Origin of the sequence: Tardiphaga sp. vice304 (genome assembly GCF_007018905.1) — a bacterium.
GTDB lineage: Bacteria > Pseudomonadota > Alphaproteobacteria > Rhizobiales > Xanthobacteraceae > Tardiphaga.
In genome coordinates this window covers 2,819,977-2,835,448 of sequence record NZ_CP041402.1, presented here as the reverse complement: position 1 = coordinate 2,835,448, position 15,472 = coordinate 2,819,977, and the positions used below count along the sequence as shown (strand labels likewise).

The 15,472-nt window shown below is 64.8% G+C and carries 18 protein-coding genes; all 18 read right to left on the bottom strand.

What is annotated here, in order from left to right; genetic code table 11:
- Positions 1–8: 8 nt before the first annotated feature.
- The 18 genes from FNL56_RS13465 to FNL56_RS13380 all read right to left on the bottom strand — a co-directional run bounded on the left by FNL56_RS13465 (position 9) and on the right by FNL56_RS13380 (position 15,467).
- On the bottom strand, positions 9–1,364 hold the full coding sequence (locus tag FNL56_RS13465) for a hypothetical protein (protein ID WP_143582074.1): 1,356 nt from the start codon (positions 1,362–1,364) through the stop codon (positions 9–11).
- Positions 1,365–2,063 (bottom strand): hypothetical protein, encoded by a 699-nt coding sequence (locus FNL56_RS13460; RefSeq protein WP_143582073.1) that lies wholly within the window; start codon positions 2,061–2,063, stop codon positions 1,365–1,367.
- On the bottom strand, positions 2,063–3,193 hold the full coding sequence (locus tag FNL56_RS13455) for a baseplate J/gp47 family protein (protein ID WP_143582072.1): 1,131 nt from the start codon (positions 3,191–3,193) through the stop codon (positions 2,063–2,065). The genes FNL56_RS13460 and FNL56_RS13455 overlap by 1 nt, the downstream gene beginning before the upstream one ends.
- A gap of 13 nt (positions 3,194–3,206) precedes the next feature.
- Positions 3,207–3,797, bottom strand: a complete 591-nt coding sequence (locus tag FNL56_RS13450; RefSeq protein ID WP_143582071.1) for a phage GP46 family protein — start codon at positions 3,795–3,797, stop codon at positions 3,207–3,209.
- Positions 3,797–4,420 (bottom strand): phage baseplate assembly protein domain-containing protein, encoded by a 624-nt coding sequence (locus FNL56_RS13445; RefSeq protein ID WP_143582070.1) that lies wholly within the window; start codon positions 4,418–4,420, stop codon positions 3,797–3,799. Before FNL56_RS13445 ends, FNL56_RS13450 begins: the two co-directional genes overlap by 1 nt.
- Before the next feature lie 2 nt (positions 4,421–4,422).
- Complete coding sequence (locus tag FNL56_RS13440) at positions 4,423–5,526, bottom strand: phage baseplate assembly protein (protein ID WP_143582069.1); 1,104 nt, start codon at positions 5,524–5,526, stop codon at positions 4,423–4,425.
- Positions 5,523–6,758: a DNA circularization N-terminal domain-containing protein gene (locus FNL56_RS13435; RefSeq protein WP_143582068.1), complete on the bottom strand. Its 1,236-nt coding sequence runs from the start codon at positions 6,756–6,758 to the stop codon at positions 5,523–5,525. The genes FNL56_RS13440 and FNL56_RS13435 overlap by 4 nt, the downstream gene beginning before the upstream one ends.
- Complete coding sequence (locus tag FNL56_RS13430; protein WP_143582067.1) at positions 6,758–9,295, bottom strand: phage tail tape measure protein; 2,538 nt, start codon at positions 9,293–9,295, stop codon at positions 6,758–6,760. Before FNL56_RS13430 ends, FNL56_RS13435 begins: the two co-directional genes overlap by 1 nt.
- Before the next feature lie 66 nt (positions 9,296–9,361).
- A complete protein-coding gene (locus FNL56_RS13425; RefSeq protein WP_143582066.1) occupies positions 9,362–9,742 on the bottom strand; it encodes a hypothetical protein in 381 nt (126 codons plus the stop codon).
- Between the two features lie 4 nt (positions 9,743–9,746).
- Entirely contained in the window at positions 9,747–10,148 is a 402-nt protein-coding gene (locus FNL56_RS13420; RefSeq protein WP_143582065.1) for a phage tail tube protein, read from the bottom strand.
- 64 nt (positions 10,149–10,212) lie between these two features.
- Positions 10,213–10,641 (bottom strand): phage tail sheath C-terminal domain-containing protein, encoded by a 429-nt coding sequence (locus FNL56_RS13415; RefSeq protein ID WP_246661661.1) that lies wholly within the window; start codon positions 10,639–10,641, stop codon positions 10,213–10,215.
- Positions 10,642–10,746: 105 nt separating this feature from the next.
- Complete coding sequence (locus FNL56_RS13410; RefSeq protein WP_143582063.1) at positions 10,747–11,736, bottom strand: hypothetical protein; 990 nt, start codon at positions 11,734–11,736, stop codon at positions 10,747–10,749.
- A gap of 4 nt (positions 11,737–11,740) precedes the next feature.
- Positions 11,741–12,007 (bottom strand): DUF2635 domain-containing protein, encoded by a 267-nt coding sequence (locus FNL56_RS13405; protein WP_143582062.1) that lies wholly within the window; start codon positions 12,005–12,007, stop codon positions 11,741–11,743.
- A 12-nt stretch (positions 12,008–12,019) separates the two neighbouring features.
- Positions 12,020–12,757, bottom strand: coding sequence for a hypothetical protein (locus tag FNL56_RS13400; RefSeq protein ID WP_143582061.1), 738 nt, complete (start codon positions 12,755–12,757; stop codon positions 12,020–12,022).
- Between the two features lie 14 nt (positions 12,758–12,771).
- Entirely contained in the window at positions 12,772–13,173 is a 402-nt protein-coding gene (locus tag FNL56_RS13395) for a hypothetical protein (RefSeq protein ID WP_143582060.1), read from the bottom strand.
- 15 nt (positions 13,174–13,188) lie between these two features.
- Positions 13,189–14,205, bottom strand: coding sequence for a major capsid protein (locus FNL56_RS13390; protein WP_143582059.1), 1,017 nt, complete (start codon positions 14,203–14,205; stop codon positions 13,189–13,191).
- A gap of 85 nt (positions 14,206–14,290) precedes the next feature.
- Positions 14,291–14,956, bottom strand: a complete 666-nt coding sequence (locus FNL56_RS13385; protein WP_143582058.1) for a head decoration protein — start codon at positions 14,954–14,956, stop codon at positions 14,291–14,293.
- A 58-nt stretch (positions 14,957–15,014) separates the two neighbouring features.
- Positions 15,015–15,467, bottom strand: a complete 453-nt coding sequence (locus tag FNL56_RS13380; RefSeq protein WP_143582057.1) for a hypothetical protein — start codon at positions 15,465–15,467, stop codon at positions 15,015–15,017.
- Positions 15,468–15,472 lie beyond the last annotated feature (5 nt).

Here is a 15,472-nt window from a genome sequence, read left to right as displayed (position 1 = left end):
ATTCCCCTTTATACGTACTGGCCGCCGTTGGACACTGTGCCGGGGGCGTTGCCGGGGAAGTAGTTTGGTCCCTGACCCTGAGTGTTGATGACGCCGTTCAGGTTGACCGCGTAGCGCACGCCGGTGACGGCGCCGGTGATGTTCCAAACGATGTTAATTGAACCGATGGCAGAGGTGTTTCCGGTCGCGGCCACGAAGGTGGTGAACGCCGGGTTTCCTGTGATGAAGCAGGTTATTGCAGCGCCGCTCGTGATGACGCCGGCGACGTTGTAGAAGTGATATCCGGCCCCGCCGGTGATGTAGTAGTTATAATCCAGATAGACCGAACCGCCCGATGTGCTGATATGTGCACTACCAGAGCCGCAGGGGCCGAACACGTTTCCGCCGCCGGACGTCGGATTTCCGAGATAGATGATGCCGCCATAGTTCGCCTGAACGCAACTGACGTTGGCGCCGCAGGTCTGGCGGAAGCCGGATACCCGAAGGAAAGCGCCGTTCGCCGCGCTGAAGCATGATGCCACACCGCTGTTGACCTGTACGTTATTCGGCGTTGCGTCATTTCCGACAAAAAAGATCGGTAAAGTTTGGCCGACCGGGGCGCCGTTCGCGATAAGGCCGTCGGTGTAGGTACCATCCGCGACATGAATCGTAACCTGGTATCCATTCACGTCGAGGTTTTTCGCAATGTAGTTCCAAGCGGCCTGTTTCGTCAGGAACGGCGTCGCCGGCGAATGGCCGTCGTTTGCGTCGCTTCCCGTCGTGGCGATGTAAAGGTCTAGGTTGGCTTCAAGCCGCGTTCGCGGAAACTGAATACCGCCACCGACCTGCCAGACGGCGCCGTCATATCGCAAGACTGTCAAGTCACCGGCGACCAGGTCGCGATACAGCGTCGCCGCGCCGCCGCGCCGGCGAATGTCCTTGTAGCCCAGCCCGTCAATGTTGATGCGCGAGGGGCCGAGATTATCGTTCAACACCTTCACGACAATCTGCATGCCGGCTTTGTACTCGCGCAGCGTCGGGGTCAGGCTGACAACCAGAGATCCCTGACCGCCGGTGTCGACCCCATAGAGCGGCTGGCCGCGCTGCACCAATTGCTGCACCGACTTTTTCAGGAGGTCGTCATCGGAGCCAACCTCGAGCACCACGTTGGTGACGTTGTCGGCCAGCTTGCCGTTCATCCGGACGGCATTGCGCGAGACGGCAATCATGCCATTGAACCAATTTGCTCGAACGTCGGTGCCGTCATCGGCATCTTCGCTCGTGCAGTCCTTCATCCACGTGTCGTCGTTCAAGAAGGTACGGGCTTCTGCCGGACGAACCGTGACCGCATTGGCGGCATCTGCGGGACCAAGAAAATCGGACATCTATGCGACCTCGTATTTGATCTGGATTTCAGCGTGGACGACGCGCGCCAGGATGCATTCCAGCACGGCAATGTTGGGCGGGCACGACAGCCGGCGCCCGGGCTTGAAGCTGCCCGGCTGCGGCCGCGATCGCGACCCGCCGCGCCAGGCCGGGCTTTCGGACAGGTTGACGATGATTCTGAGCGATGCCGTCGACAACCGGCCGGGCCTCATCTTGCCTGGCTGCGAGCTGCGCGAGCCGACGCGCGTGCCACAGAAGTTGACGATCTCGGTGCACGCGATTGACCACCCTGCTCGCGCGGCCACCAGCGCGTAGTATTCGCAGCGCGTGCCGCCGATCGCCGCCACTTTCAGGCAAAGGTCAGGGAACGGGTCGCAGTCATCCGGCAGACCGTATTCCTGCAGCCAGAGATCGTTGGTCTCAGATTGCGTCGCACACCAAAATTCCAGCCGCAGGTCGCACAGACGCTGCGACAGGAAGTGGATCACACCGGCGACTGCGCGCCAGAACGCCCACAAAATCGAGGGTTTTCTGCTACGCGTCGAAAAGGCATCCGGCGCAAATCCGGAGATAGAGAAGCCAGGTTCCTCCCCACGCATGGGACCTGTCTCGTGCGTCTGCCAGGCGCGACCACGCGGCAGCAATGCCAGCGTCGCTGCCGTCACCTCTTCCACCGTCGGGCATCGAAACGACGCCATCAGACGAAGCTCACGGTGCCGAGCACCGGGATCTCCCCGGCGGCGAGGACGACGTCCTGTATCGGCCACTGCAGTTCATGGGCGTCTTCACCGCTTGCATCGGCGATCGCCTGCCATATCCACGACCGCGAAAACGCGAACGGCGTCGCCAAGTACGGCATGTTGGCCACCGGAACATCCGTGCCGGCGACGCGGGCCCGGCGCCTGAACAGATCCCTGAGTTCGGCGAGCACGGCTTCCCTCACCGGGACGGTGTTGGGCGATAATCTGCCGATCGTCACGTTGACCGGATGCCGCACCGGCGCCGCGACGGAGACCGACGCCCCGGCCGGTTGTACTTGGCTAATGAACTCTCGCACCCTCAAGATATCAGCCGTCTGCGGAACGCCGTCGGCGTAGAGGTCCAGCATCAATGGATAAACTCGCACGGTGCCGGGGCCGGCCCACAGGCGGTTCACATACACCGTCGGCCGGTCGTCATAGAAGGAGACCCCGGCCACCTGGCCTGCCCACCAGACATAGTCGGCTGCGGATCCACCGTGCGGCGGATTGCGCTTGCGGAATAGAATGCGCGCGCGGTAGCTCTCGATATCCTCGACGTCGGAGCCGAGCGTCAGGCCATTCTCGCCGGCCTGCGCGATGACATCAGCAAGATCTCCGGTGAAGCCGGAAACGAAGACGAGGTCCGTTCCGGCTGACGCATTGCCTGCGCTCCCGTCGGCTTCGGCAATGACCGTCGCCGTGATCGAGCCGCCTTCGGGCAAGTTGCCTGCGCCCAGCGTCAGATATTGCCCCCCGTCCGCGCGCGACAGCTTCGCCCCGGCGTCGAAGGAAAAAGCGGTCAGGGCCGTGACCGTCACCGATCCGTTTGCTGGCGACGCCGGATTTTGAGAAATGCCGAACTCCTCGCCATGCAGCCGCAGGCTTTCGATGTCCGGCGCAGTCACCGCGAATTTCTGGCGGGAAATATAACTCGCAAAGCCCATCACCTCGAAGGTCAGGCCGGCCAGCACCTTCGCCGTCGCATAAAGATTGTTCGGCCATATGTAGGCATCGGTGCCCTTCAAATGGGTACGAAACTCCTGGCGAGCGCGCTCCATCAGATCCTTGAGCGTCGGCAGCACGAACATGCGCGGTTTCCTGTCAGATCAGCGGAGGATATTGCGGGAAGGGCTTCGGCTTGTCGGTCCGGGCGGTCTGCCGCCACAGATCCTCGAAGCGGAAGTCGTAAATCTGCTTGTTGTCGCGGCCGAAGATCTTCACGGCGAGATCAACGCGGTTGACCGCAAACTGCGCCGTCGCCTCAGCCTCTATCCGCACCGCCGCTCGCTGGAAGATCAGCGGCGCCAGCGCCTCGAAGGCGATTTGCTCGACCCATTTGCGGATGTCCTCGGTCAGATACGACCGCTCAAACACCCAGAGCAGCGACCCCATCTCGGTCTCGCCGAGCTCCGGCCTGATATCGACGCCATCGCCGAACCAGCCACGCGGATCGCCGTCGTCGATCAGGTGGCGAAGCGGATGATCGTCGGGCATCCGCCGATCGGTGAACAGCGCGATGACCACTGCGGTGTGCAGTGCGGCTTTCGCCTGCAGCCCGCCGCGGTTCTGCACCTCGTCCGCGCCCGCGATGGCCCAGTCGGCGAAGCCGTCGGGCGGGCTCCAGACGCTGTCCCAGAGCAGCGAGGGTTGCGGCGTCTCCCCTTCGGAGATGCGAATGCGTACCGAGCCCATCAGACCGCCTTGACCTTCGTAGCCGGATTGTCGTCGGTGCGATCGACGGCGAGCCCGCCGACGTCGCCGAGATCGACATTGCCCTTGGCCAGGATGTTGACGCCCTGCAGGGTAATCTGGTTGTCTGCCAGCGTGATCGAGGAATTACCGTAAGTCAGCACCATGCTGTTGGCGGTGAGCACGATGGAGATGTTCTTCGCGCCCGAATTGTCGGCATCCTTGCTGCCGGACTCGCTGCTGACGTCGGTGCCCTTGCCGATCTGCAGGTTGATCTTCTTGGCGTGCACGACATCGAGGTTCTGCTCGAACACACGGATGATGTCGCCGCTGTGATTGTAAAGGGCGACGGCACCTTCCGGCAGCTTGCGCGGTCGGTGCTTCTTGTGGCCGCCGTCGACGTACAGCATGCGATCGCTGCGATCGCCCATCGCGACCATATAGCCGTCGGAATCCTTCGGGGGGTTCGACGTGAAGCCGTGCGGCATCGGGCGCCAAACCTCTTCCGGAGCCTCTTTCTTCAGGCCTTTGAGATTGACGAGCTGCTGGGTACCGGTGTCGTCGACCTTGGCTATCCGAAATCGGCGATTGGCGCCGCGCAATCCGTCTTCGTGTTCCCACTGCATGTTCAGTCCGCGTCGCTGCTGTCCTGCGACCACTCGCCGCCGGACTTGTTGCCCTTGCCACCCTCGCCGCCGTAGCTGCGCGGGTCGGTCAGCGACAGCGTCGCGATACTGCCCCCGTCATCCTGCTGGTACGAAACGCGCTCGATCAGCATGTCCTGCGCGATGTCGCAGAACGGGCTTTCAACCCACACCAGCCAGCCCGGCGTCCAGATCGTGCCCGCCTCGTCTCGGAAACCCTGCGTCGTCACCGTCGCCTTCAGCGCGTCGCCGGCCTTGCGGTCGCGCAGGTTCTTCGCACGCTTCTTCGTCAGATCCTTGGTGGTGTCGCTGTCCTGTACAACGATCAGCGGCCGGTGCCGCTTGAGCCCGCTTTCCCGCGCGATCGCTTCCAGCTCCAGCGCCTCGGCGCCATGGCCGAATGGCCTCTGCCCGCGCACCGTGATCTCGGAATGCTGGTTGCTGTCGTTGTGATCGGCGCCGATCTTGAGGATGTTCTGCCCCTCGATCAGGCCGCCGGCGTGGCGCTGGTTCCCCGCCTTGGTGATCTTGATATTGCCCTCGGCCGTGCCTGCCAGCGTCATGCCCTGCTGCCGCGCCAGCTTCTCGACGCAGCGGAAGCAGCTCTCGCCCTGCGTCAGCTTGTATTGATCGAGCTTCGTGAGCTTCTGGTCGGTCTCGAATTTCGCGCGGTATTTCTTCGAGATCTCCTGGCCGACTTCCAGCGGGTCCTTTTTCTTGAAGTTACCAGTGTCGTGCTCGGCGGAGCCATCGATCAGGTCTTGCGACAACGAACGGCCGGATACCGTGATCTGCGCTTTTTTTGCTTCCAGCAGGGGCTGCTTGCGGTTGACCGCACCGGTCAGCAGCAGGTCGGCGTTGGCGTAGATTGCTACCTCGGCGCCCTTGCTGAAGATGGCATTGGTGGCCGATGCGCCAAGCTCTGCAGCCACGATGAAACTGAAATCGCGCGCACCCTCGTTGAACGCCGCATTCACTGTGATCTCCTCGAACGCCGACCAGCGCGCCCCGCCAACCGCGATCGTAATCACCTCGACGCTACCACCAGCCGGCAGTGCGTAGCCGAGGAAATCGGTGATAAAGCTCATCTCGCCAGCGCCTCGAACGCCACGGGCATAAACGATGGATGGACCACGCGGTTGCGCGCCACCAGTTCGATAGAGCGCTGCGGGTCCTGGTAAAGTCGCCAAGCCAGCGCCAGCGACGGCAGCGACAGGTTGGTCTCGACCGTGATCACCGGCGCCAGGTCAAGGATGGCGCGCGAGATGTAGTCGATGACCGCGCCGCGCAACACGCCGATCTGGTGCACGAGGTCAATTTCCGACGCCGGGAGGTCGACCACCTCGGCCTCGAAATATTCCGCGACGTTGGCGCGCAGCGTTATCCCAGCGGGTCGATCCGGAATGACCATCCGGGCAATGGCCTCGGAATAAGCCAGCAGTGCAGCCAATCGCAATGCGCGCTGCGTGGCGGCGGCATTGACTGCCGCAGCGCGCAGGTTGCTGGTCGGGTAAGACGCCGCGACGGCCGTAGCGCCCGCCTGCCCGGCCACGATAATTGCCTCGAAGGCTCGCGCGGCCGTGTTAGCCGGCATCGCATCACCGAGTGCGCGAGTGGTCGCAATCAGATCCAGCGGCGCCATGGTTATGCCAGCTGGCGTTTCCAGCAACACCGGCATCGTGTCGTACAGCGATTGCAGCGCATCTCGCTGCACCGCGCTGGCAACCGGATCGACCGGCTCTCTCACGCGGATTGCCTCGAGCGCGGCGACGCCGTTGCGCAGGCCATTGATCGCCGTCGCCACCACAAAATCGACGGGCTGCGGCGCTGCGCCGGACTGCCCGCTGACCGTGAACTCGGCGGCAAACGAGGCCGCTACCACTGTCGCTGCGTTGTCGGCTGCGACGAAGATCAGGTTGGCCAGTGACGCTACCGTGGCCAGCGCTGAGGATGCGCCCTCGCGACAGCATTTCAGCGAAAACGCCAGATAGCCGGCCCGGTCCTTCGTGCTGTCGCGCGAGAATGACACGCAGCGTACCAACACCGGCCCCTGCACCGGCATGACGAGAACACCGGCGCCGCGGCTGGCGCAGGCGGCAGACAGCGCCGCCGCTTCAGCATCGGCGCTGTCTGACGCCAGATAGGCGGTGATGTCGAATTCGCGCAGGTCCTCGCCGAGATCCTCGAGGAACGGCTCGTCGCGCATCGGGAACTGATGCTTGACGATGCGCCGGCCGCCCGATTCCTGGTCGCGCTCGGTCCAGAATGGTGCGCCCTTGTAGGAAGCCCGCCAGAGATCTTTCAGCCAGTCCCGCGCCATTACCAGTTCCCGCTCGCGCCGTTGCTGGGCGCCGCCGCATCCGGAGACGACCGACCGGTCGAGCCGGGCCCGTTGCCGGCGGAGCGCAGCGCGCCGCGGACCTCGATCTTCATCTGCTTGACGCTTTCCACCAGGCTGATCAGCTCGCTGCCGGCCACCACCTCGAAGCGGCCCGCCACCTCGCCCTTGACGTCCCCGGTCACGTTGGCCGTCACCGTCTGCGACTTGTCGCCCCCGACCCCGGTGCCGTAGGTCGTGGTATCCGACACCACGGGCGCCCCAGTCGGATGCCCCCACTCCCGGGCGTACATCTCGCGCATCGAGCCGCCGCGCTGCTTGCGCATGCGCTCGCCGCTGGTGAGGCCGGCATAGCCGGCGTCGTCGACCGCAGCCCGCAGCGTCATCAGGCCGGCGCCGACGGCCGCGGCACCGCCAGCCCAGGGCAGCGCCGCCGCGCCTGCAGCCCACATGCCGCCGCCGGCTGCCGTGGAAGCCGCCGCGACCGCACCGGCCTTGCCGACCACGCCAGGCGCGCCCAGCGCGCCCGCGGCGGCCGTCAGCGCCGCGGCAGAAGCATCGAGCGCCAGCGCCGAGGCCGACAGGCCGAAGCCACCCATCAGCTTCGACATGATCGCGCCGGCGCCGAAGATCGATGCGCCAGCGCCGGCCGCAGCACCCGCGCCCAGAACCGGTCCCGGCAGGTTCGAAACCCAGTCGATCGCGTTGCCGAGTTTGTCGAAGCCCGGCCGTGCCAGCGGCTCCATCGCATTGCCGATCGCCAGCGTCAGGTTTTCAGTCGAGCCCTTCAGGCGCTCGAATGCGCCGCCGAGGCCACCCATGATCTCGTCGGCCTTGCGCTTGGCGAAGTCCGGATCCTGCCCGACCTTGTCCAGCTCGGCCTTGCTGGTCTGGAACTCGCCCCACTTCGAGGCGAGGATAGAGCCCTTGCCGCCATGCTTGTCGGTAAACATCGCGTTCAACAGTGCGATGCTCATCTTCGGATTGGTCATGATGGCGTTGAGCAGGCCCTCGGCGTCAACGCTCTCGGTCGACATCTTGTGGAAGTCGCCGACCATCTTGGCGATCTTCGCGGAGTCTTGTGCCTTGGTCTCGCCGCTCTTCTTTTTGTCGAAGCTCTCGGCGAGGATCTCCGAGACCTGTTTGGTGAATTCCTCCTTGTTGGACACGACGTCCGGATTGTCGAGAATGTCGTCGAGCCGGTCGACCTGGCTCGGATTGAAGCCCTTGCCGAAACGGCGCTTGGAGAGGCCTTCGAGGTTGGCGACGCTGAGGCCGCCGGGCATCGTGGTGAACTTGTTGTAGTCGATGCCAGCGGTCGTCAGAGCATCCATTCCCTTACCGGTCGGTGCCACCAGCTTCGATGAAACCGAGCGCACGAACACGCCGAGCTCGTCGCCGCGCAGGCCGCCGCGGCGGCCGACGGCGCCGAGCGCACCGAGTGTTGTGTCGGACAGGCCGGCGGCCGTCGCGGTCGGCGCGGCATATTTGAAAAACTGCTGCGCGTCCTCGTCGTTCATGCCGCCCAGCTTCGCGGTCTTGACCATCAGGTTGGTGGCACGCGTCGCTTCCTTGACCGCCTTTTCCTTCGTCGAAATATCCTTGTTGGTCGTCTGCAGGAAGCTGCGCAGCCCCTCCGCCGAACGTTGCATGTCGGCTTCCATCACCAGCGCGTAGTTCTTCACGCTCTCGATGATGCCGGCGCCGACCTCGGCGCGCAGCTTACCGTCGAAGCTGGCCGGCAGGCCCTGCATCGCCGTGGTCTGCGCCTTGACGACGTCAAGGTTGGAGAACTGGGTGTCCTGGCCGATCTTCTTGGCCTGCGGGATCAGCAGGCCTTCCTGCACGTCCTTCGGAATGTCGACGAATTCGCGCTGCTTGCGGATACCGATATCGAATTCGGCCGCCGAGACGATCGCACTCTTGCCCATGTTCTTGACTTTGGCGCCGGCCGCCAACGCCGCGCCGCCGATGCCGACCACCTTGGCCATGCGTTCCGAGGCGATAGCGCGCCGCTCCTGCACGGCGCCCTGCTTGTCGAATGCGATGGTGGTCGCGGCGATCGCGGCCTTCAGCCGCTGCTGGTGTGTCACCGCCTCCTTGATCGGCACGCCGGCGCGCTCCAGTGCCGAACGGTTGGCAAACACCGCGGACTTCTGCGACTCATAGGCTCGGGTTGCCTGGTCGACGGCGCGCGCCAGGCGCTTCTGTTCACCCTCCGCCGCCGCACGGTTCGGCGCGGCAATGCTCGACATTGCCGCCTTGTGCGCCTCGACGGCCGCCTGGGCCGCCCGCAACCGCTTCTGCGCCGCATCGAACGAACCGCGCGAATTGCTGAAGCGGTCGATCGCTTCCATCTGCGTCCGCGCGCGCTCCATAGACTTGGCGATGGCGTCGATCGACTTCGAGGCCTTGCCGGACTTGGCAATGCCGTCGATCTTCTTCGCGATCTTGTCGAAGACCGCGCCGGTCTTGTCCTCGGCACTGATGACAGCCTTGGCTTCGATGATCTTGGCCAATGGATCAGGTCTTTCGGTTCGACCACGCGATCGCGCGGATGTGCCAGTACATCAATTCGGACAGCGTCAGCTGTCCGATCGCGTGGAAGCTGTTGCTTCCGACTCCGCGGAAGGCGAGGTCGTCGGCGAGGTCGCGGAGACTTCGCTCTCCTCGTCGGGCTGGAAAAAACCCAGCAACGCCTTCTTGACCTCCCGTGCCGTAGCCGCGCTAGCCTGCTTCAGCGTGGCAGGGTCCTTCGGCTCGACGACGCAATGCGCGATGTAGCGCTGGATGTTCTCCAGGTTCTCGACCGCGAACGGCGTGCCGCCGTCGGAATATGCGATCGAATACGGATCTCCGATCGACAGGTACTCGTCGAAGGTCGGCTCGCGCAGCACGATGCGGCTGACGGGGCCTTCCGGGGCCTTCAGCGGCGTCTTCAGCAGAATGGTGACGGTCTCGCGCATCGGATCAGCCCGTCAGCGTTTCGTATTTTTCGGCGGCGAAGCCCATGTTGCTGACTTCGCCGGTCGCGGTAGCGATCGACGGATCGCCGGTGAAGAAGCCGCCGGACAACAGGTGGGTCAGCCCAGTCTGCACGCCGCCGACATCTTCCTCGATGAAGGTGGCGCCGAGGTTCGTCAGCTTCATGATGTTCTCATCCCACTTCAGCGGGCGCCCCTCGACATCGACGAAGCGGTCGAAGGTGAGTTCGGCGGTCCGCGCCTTGGGCTCGACCGTCCGGTACAGGCTGCCGTCGCGGTTGACGCCGGCCGTGACCGTAATGTTGGACGGGTTGAGGGTGATCTCGCCGCGCGCGGAATAAGCGACGCCGCCGATGACCGTGGAAACACGGCCGCCTGAAGTGTGCATGGGATTGGCCTCTCGTTGCGATCAGGATGGATGGCGCGCCGCGGCCACGCCGCGGCGCGTAGGATCAGGCGGCCTCGCCGGCGTCGCGCTGCAGGAAGGTCGTGACGTTGGCCGCGAAGACGCGGAACTGGTTGACGACGTCGACCGGCAGGTAGGCGTTGACGCGGTTCGGATCGCTGGAGCGCTCGACCACGAGGGACTGCGCGAACAGCGTCGAATTGTCGACCAGGCCGCCAGTCTCGAGCTCCTTGTAGATGTGGACGCACTCGGCCTTCAGGATCTTCGCCGTGACGATGCCGGGATTGCCGGTCGGATTGTCGTCGGCGAGGGCACAGCGGCCGTATTTCTGGGTAATGCGCTGGCGCATGTAGCGCACGAAGTACACCATCTGCAGCCGGGTTTCGACGTCCAGCCAGGTGATGTCAGGCTGGCCGTAGGCATTGACCTGATAAGTCGTCACCGAGCGGTCGAGCAGCACGGTGCCATCGACCATCACGCTGTAGGAAGCGATGCCGTCCTGATACAGCTGGTTACGCTGCAGCGTGGTCGGCCAGTTGGCGCGGCTGACCGGCGGCCGGATGCCGACGAGATCCAGCGTCTACACCGGGCGGCTGATGCGATAGGCCTGGTCGACCTCGCCGCCGATGTTCTTGTCGGACGCCACGCGCGCACCGTGAGCCGCGGCCCAGCGCCAAGGCGGTGACGTAGTGTCGGCGGTGACGCCCATGATCGTCACGCTGGGGTCGTTGCGCAGCGCACCGGCGGTCGCCTGGTTCGACACGGTGTCGAACAGCACCGTGAAATAGTGACCGTAGATCTGCAGCATCGGCGACCATCGTCCGGACACCGGGCCGAGGAAGTCCTTGATGACGTCCAGCGACGTGGTGTCGGCATAGGGCGCACAGATGAAGTCGAACTCGATATCGCCGAGCCCGGCCAGCGCCGCGTTGAGAGCCGGCACGCCGGTGCCGGTCGTGCCGGCGGCGACGGTGAGGTACTGCTGCAGCGGACCCTCGTCGCCCACCTGGTTGGTGATGACGGAAAGGCTGTTGGCAAGCGCCCCAACGTTGCGGGCGGTCAGCGTGATGACGTTCGAGGCTGCCGCCGCCGTGACCGGAAAGGACAACGGCCGGCCGAACTTGAAATACCCGGCAGTGATCGCGGCAACGAGCGCCGCGGCGACGGTTGCGTTCGTGTCGGTCGGCTGCACCGCGACCTCGACCTTCTCGCCGCCGATGTACAGCGCAGCGGACCCTGCGCTGCCAAGGATGCCGGACGCGACGGTGACGGTCTTGGTGCCCGCGACGCCGGCGGGATCTGCCAGCGGCAACAGCCAGATCTCGCCGAACGGATGGTTGGCGCGCGCCCACAGCGCCATTTCCGACAGTTGCGAACCAGCGCCGGCGAGCAACTGCGGATCGCCGTCGAGGCGGACCGGCACATTCGCCGCAGCGATGCCGCTGCTGGTCTTCTGTCCGATTAGCAGGGTGCGGCTGGGGCCCTGATAGGCCGAATAGCCGGCATTGACCTCCGCATAAAAAAGCGGGACGCGGAGGTTCGAGGGGATGGCGTTGAACGAAACCGACATGGGATCACTTCTCCTTCGGAGCGGCGCGGGGCGTGAGCGGGGAATTCAGTTGGGCGGTAGGGGCAGCGTCGGCAGGGGCCTCTCGCGTGTCCGGCTCGGTGCCGGGCAGCGGCGGCGGCGGATCGGAGCGGACGACGTCGCCGGTGCGGATCAGGCCGGCGTAATGCACGACATCCGGCACCCAGCCGCCATGCTCCGGCATCACCGTTGAACCGCGTTCCGGCATGCGGACGCGCGCGCCTTTCGCGGGCTTGACATGAATCATCGGCATCGCAGCTTCCTCTCAGGACAAATCGATCAGCGCTTCGACATCGGGCGCATCGTTGGGGTTGGTCACCTTGACGTCGAAGTTGAGAAGCCCCGGCGCCGCCAAGGGTGCCAGCCCGGCTGCGATGGCGACGCACGCATCATGGCCTGGTGAGCCGTCCGGCAGCACCAGCGCGACGCTGCGCAACGGCTCCGGCAGCACGGCAAAGCCTGTCGGCAGCGCGTCCGTCTGGTAGACTTGCACCCGGTCGTCATTGACTTCGCAGGTCAGTGTCAGGATACGGCAGGCGATCTTGACGCCGCTGTCGTCGAGCACCTGGCGATGGTTCTGGTGGCTGCGGATCCGGGTGAACTTGCGGAAGAGCACGGACATTGGCGCGGGGGCGTAGGCCAGCCGCCGCATAATCTGGAATTCGAGCAGGTCGAGCGAAGCTTCGAGGCGGGCATCAGTGTCTGGATAACCGACGACGTAGCCGTCCTCGTCGTTGAGGGCCATCACCATGCCCATCTCGACCACGACGTCGATCATGCGCTTGAAGGGCGGCCCGCCGTTCTGCGCCGACAGCGCCTCGCCCTCGTCGCCGTCGGTCATCAGGATCACGGTCGCCTTGGCGTCGTCGCAGAACGATTCCGGCGACAGCTCCGCTATCCGGCTGTCGTACACCCTGCCCTCCGCCATCGTCGGACGGTCGCCATCGCTGCCCTTCAGGCAGGCCGCAACGCATAGCCGCAACGCGGTCCGAGCAAGGGTCATCGGTCGTTCCTATGTCACGTGCGCTTGCGCGCCGTGAGGCTGAACATCGTGCGCAGGACGCCGTCCGGCAGGGCCTTGGCCACCTCGAACGTCTCGCCGGTCTTTAGCCGCACCACGCGATCGCCGGGGCGCAACGGCCAGACCATCAGCCGGTTGTCGAACGAGACGCGCGGCACCGAGATCGCCACCTTGTGCGCGTTGTCGTCCTGTACCGAGCCCCGCGCATGCGGCAGCACCGAATGCGACGGCGCCAGGAAGCCGCCGGTGACGGTGAAACTGTCCCGCGCCGGGTCTGCCTGGCGCGGGCCGTCGACGTCCCCCGCCGCAGCCATGGCAAAGCACTGGAAGGCCTCGCCATAGACCGTGTCGACCGCCGCCGAATTCATGGCGGCGGCGATCTCGAAGGGGGTCGGCATCGCGCTGCGTCCGGGCTAGGTCAGCTTGCCCTTGACCAGCGCCTTTGGACGGGTGCACAGCGACAGCGCGTTGCACTGGCTGTCGAGGTTCACGCCCTTGTCGTTGTCCATCAGGTACTGCTTCAGGTACATGCGCTGGCCAACGGTGTTGACCGTCTCGACGTAGTCCGCCGGCGCGAAGTAGGTCCGGAACAGGTTGGGCACGCCGAGCGGGAAGATGTGGCACTTGTTGGTATTGATGAACGAGGTGCCGCCGACGGCGCCGCGGTAGTTCTCCCAGATGATGCCGCCGAACTCGAACGAACCGAACGACATGCCGTTCATCACGTAGGCCTTGCGCAGCTCGGCCGCCGCTGGATTGTTCAGGAAGGTGGCGCGCACTTCCGGATGCGCTAGCAACGCGTCGAAGAAGGCGTCGCCGCACAGCGCGTGCAGGCCGCTGAACGGGATGCCGCCGAGGTTGTTCGAGACCTGGCGGATGACGGCCGCGCAGGCTTTGCGAAGCTCGCCGGATACCGGGCTCGCGGCGTCGAGGTTAAAGTCGATCTCCGAGTCCTGCGAGATGCCGAACGCGCTGAACAGGTCGAGCGTGGTGCCATCGGCATAGGTGATCAGTCCGATCACAGCTCCGATCCGCTGATATTCCAGCGTGACTTCATGCGACGGACGATGGATGCCGATGCGATCGGCGATCTGGCCCATCACGGTCTGCAGCTGGCTCTCGGTGCCCCAGGCGCGAACGCCCTGCACTTCGTCGGCATAGATAGCGTCGTTGATCTCGAAGTGCGGCACCACGAACGGACGCGCCGTCGCCTTGTTCTTGCCGAGCGTATTGCCCGGCCCGCCACGCGGCGTCGGCGGGATCAGCAGCAGGTTGCCGTCCTTTTCCTCCAGCACGATCGTGGTGGTGGTGACGCCCTTCTCGGCGAACAGGCCCATCTGACCGAGACGACCGGGCGCGAACAGCGGCCTGTTGATCGCGTCGGTGAGACTAACCACGCCGAACGCATTGTTGTTGAAGATGTCCAACATGGCTAGTTGGTCCTTTCTTGAGAAGTGAGTTTGCGCCGACGGATGTCGGCGCCGGATGGACGGAACGAAGGGTAGTTGGCCCGCGTCAGCGGACCATGATCATCTGCTTGCGCAGCTGCTCGATCGCTTCCGCCTTCTGCGGAGCGGTGATGCCGGCCGGCCATTCGAGGCACTTGCCGTTGACCTCGGCACCGCGGACGATGGCCGCGATCTTGGAGGTGGTCGATCCGTCGTTGGTGACGGGGTAGATCGCGATGCCCACGGCGTTCTGCGAGCCGTCGGTGCCGGACGGATTGAGCGCGCCGTAGCTCAGGTCGCCCGGCGTCTCGACGCCGATACGGACCTTGAAGCTGTCGCCAACTGCGAAGTCGGTCGAGCCGTCGGCGATCGTGAGCTTGATCTCCTTGTTGAAGGCCACGCCGACCGTCAGCGGCCCGATCTCGCGACCATCCGGCGTCTGCACGCTGAAGGTGCCGGCGTTGGCGGACGCCGCGGTGCAGGTCAGGACATAGTCGCCGTCGACCGCGCTCTGGCTGGTCGCCGGGTTGGCCAGCGTCGCCACGCCGTTGCCAGTGTTGGTACCGACGACGACCGAGGACGTCATGCCGGCGACCAGGGCCGCGGCACCCAGAATTGTGCCAACCAGGATGGTCTGGGAAACGCCCACCAGCACGTTCTCGCGCGAGCCGTGACCGTCCAACTCGCTCAGGATGAATTCGCCCGGATGCCGGGTCTCGACAAAGGCCACCATTTTTCAGATCTCCGTTTCGTGGGAGGTTAAATCTCAGCCGCGCGGATGCCCGGCCGTTCTACTTCGGCAGGGGCAAGCCCTTTTTCGCCATGACCGAATCCCACGACACCGCGGCTTCCTTGCCCGGGTTGGTGTCGTCGGCCGACAGGTTGTGATCGGGCACGTTGCCGAGACGTGACGACGCCGCGCCCTTCGGCGCCGCCTTCATGGTCGCCACGGCGGCTTCTGCACTCATGTTCGTATCGAAGGCGAGATGGCGGGCCATGCCTTCACGGCCCTGAGCCTCGGCGTGGTCGAGGATCGCCTTGGCGCGCGTGTTGGCGGTCACCGTGGCTTCCGTCTTCGCCTTGTCGAGGTCGACGCCGGCCTTTTCCAGGCCGAGCTTCTCGCCCTGCGTCAACGCAGCCGTAACGGCCGCGTTGAGCGCGTCGCGCGAAACGGAATCCTTGGCGTCCATGCTCAGTCCGGCAGCCGCGAACACGGCTGCGAGGCCGGTGTTTTCCGGTTTCATCTGCA

Coding starts and splice junctions, on each gene's coding strand:
- FNL56_RS13465 (WP_143582074.1), bottom strand. CDS start 1,364: ATGTCCGATTTTCTTGGTCCCGCAGATGCCGCCAATGCGGTCACGGTT.
- FNL56_RS13460 (WP_143582073.1), bottom strand. CDS start 2,063: ATGGCGTCGTTTCGATGCCCGACGGTGGAAGAGGTGACGGCAGCGACG.
- FNL56_RS13455 (WP_143582072.1), bottom strand. CDS start 3,193: ATGTTCGTGCTGCCGACGCTCAAGGATCTGATGGAGCGCGCTCGCCAG.
- FNL56_RS13450 (WP_143582071.1), bottom strand. CDS start 3,797: ATGGGCTCGGTACGCATTCGCATCTCCGAAGGGGAGACGCCGCAACCC.
- FNL56_RS13445 (WP_143582070.1), bottom strand. CDS start 4,420: ATGCAGTGGGAACACGAAGACGGATTGCGCGGCGCCAATCGCCGATTT.
- FNL56_RS13440 (WP_143582069.1), bottom strand. CDS start 5,526: ATGAGCTTTATCACCGATTTCCTCGGCTACGCACTGCCGGCTGGTGGT.
- FNL56_RS13435 (WP_143582068.1), bottom strand. CDS start 6,758: ATGGCGCGGGACTGGCTGAAAGATCTCTGGCGGGCTTCCTACAAGGGC.
- FNL56_RS13425 (WP_143582066.1), bottom strand. CDS start 9,742: ATGCGCGAGACCGTCACCATTCTGCTGAAGACGCCGCTGAAGGCCCCG.
- FNL56_RS13420 (WP_143582065.1), bottom strand. CDS start 10,148: ATGCACACTTCAGGCGGCCGTGTTTCCACGGTCATCGGCGGCGTCGCT.
- FNL56_RS13415 (WP_246661661.1), bottom strand. CDS start 10,641: ATGGTCGATGGCACCGTGCTGCTCGACCGCTCGGTGACGACTTATCAG.
- FNL56_RS13410 (WP_143582063.1), bottom strand. CDS start 11,736: ATGTCGGTTTCGTTCAACGCCATCCCCTCGAACCTCCGCGTCCCGCTT.
- FNL56_RS13405 (WP_143582062.1), bottom strand. CDS start 12,007: ATGCCGATGATTCATGTCAAGCCCGCGAAAGGCGCGCGCGTCCGCATG.
- FNL56_RS13400 (WP_143582061.1), bottom strand. CDS start 12,757: ATGACCCTTGCTCGGACCGCGTTGCGGCTATGCGTTGCGGCCTGCCTG.
- FNL56_RS13395 (WP_143582060.1), bottom strand. CDS start 13,173: ATGCCGACCCCCTTCGAGATCGCCGCCGCCATGAATTCGGCGGCGGTC.
- FNL56_RS13390 (WP_143582059.1), bottom strand. CDS start 14,205: ATGTTGGACATCTTCAACAACAATGCGTTCGGCGTGGTTAGTCTCACC.
- FNL56_RS13385 (WP_143582058.1), bottom strand. CDS start 14,956: ATGGTGGCCTTTGTCGAGACCCGGCATCCGGGCGAATTCATCCTGAGC.
- FNL56_RS13380 (WP_143582057.1), bottom strand. CDS start 15,467: ATGAAACCGGAAAACACCGGCCTCGCAGCCGTGTTCGCGGCTGCCGGA.